The following is a 218-nucleotide window of genomic DNA, read 5'->3' as shown; positions in this document are numbered from 1 at the left end:
AAAGGTCTGGAACCCCAGCATCGGCCTGACGCGGCGTTTGATGCCGCGGTGGTCCTGCTCGACGAGGTTGTTCAGATACTTGTTTTGCCGGATCTTGATGGGCGTTTCCCGCTCGGCGTTGAGGCCCTGCAGGGCCTCCAGGTTGGCGCCGCTCTTATCCACCGTGACCGTCTGCGGCGCCCCGTTCTGGGCGATGGCCTTCTCGAAGAAGCGCCGGG

At 64.2% G+C, this 218-nt stretch carries 1 protein-coding gene; it reads right to left on the bottom strand.

Going from position 1 to position 218, the window contains the following annotated elements; genetic code table 11:
* On the bottom strand, positions 1-218 hold a 218-nt coding region (locus J8I34_RS34605; protein WP_209808679.1), incomplete at both ends, for a DDE-type integrase/transposase/recombinase.

The organism is Cupriavidus phytohabitans (genome assembly GCF_017815025.1).
GTDB lineage: Bacteria > Pseudomonadota > Gammaproteobacteria > Burkholderiales > Burkholderiaceae > Cupriavidus.
This window is presented reverse-complemented; position numbering and strand designations above follow the sequence as displayed.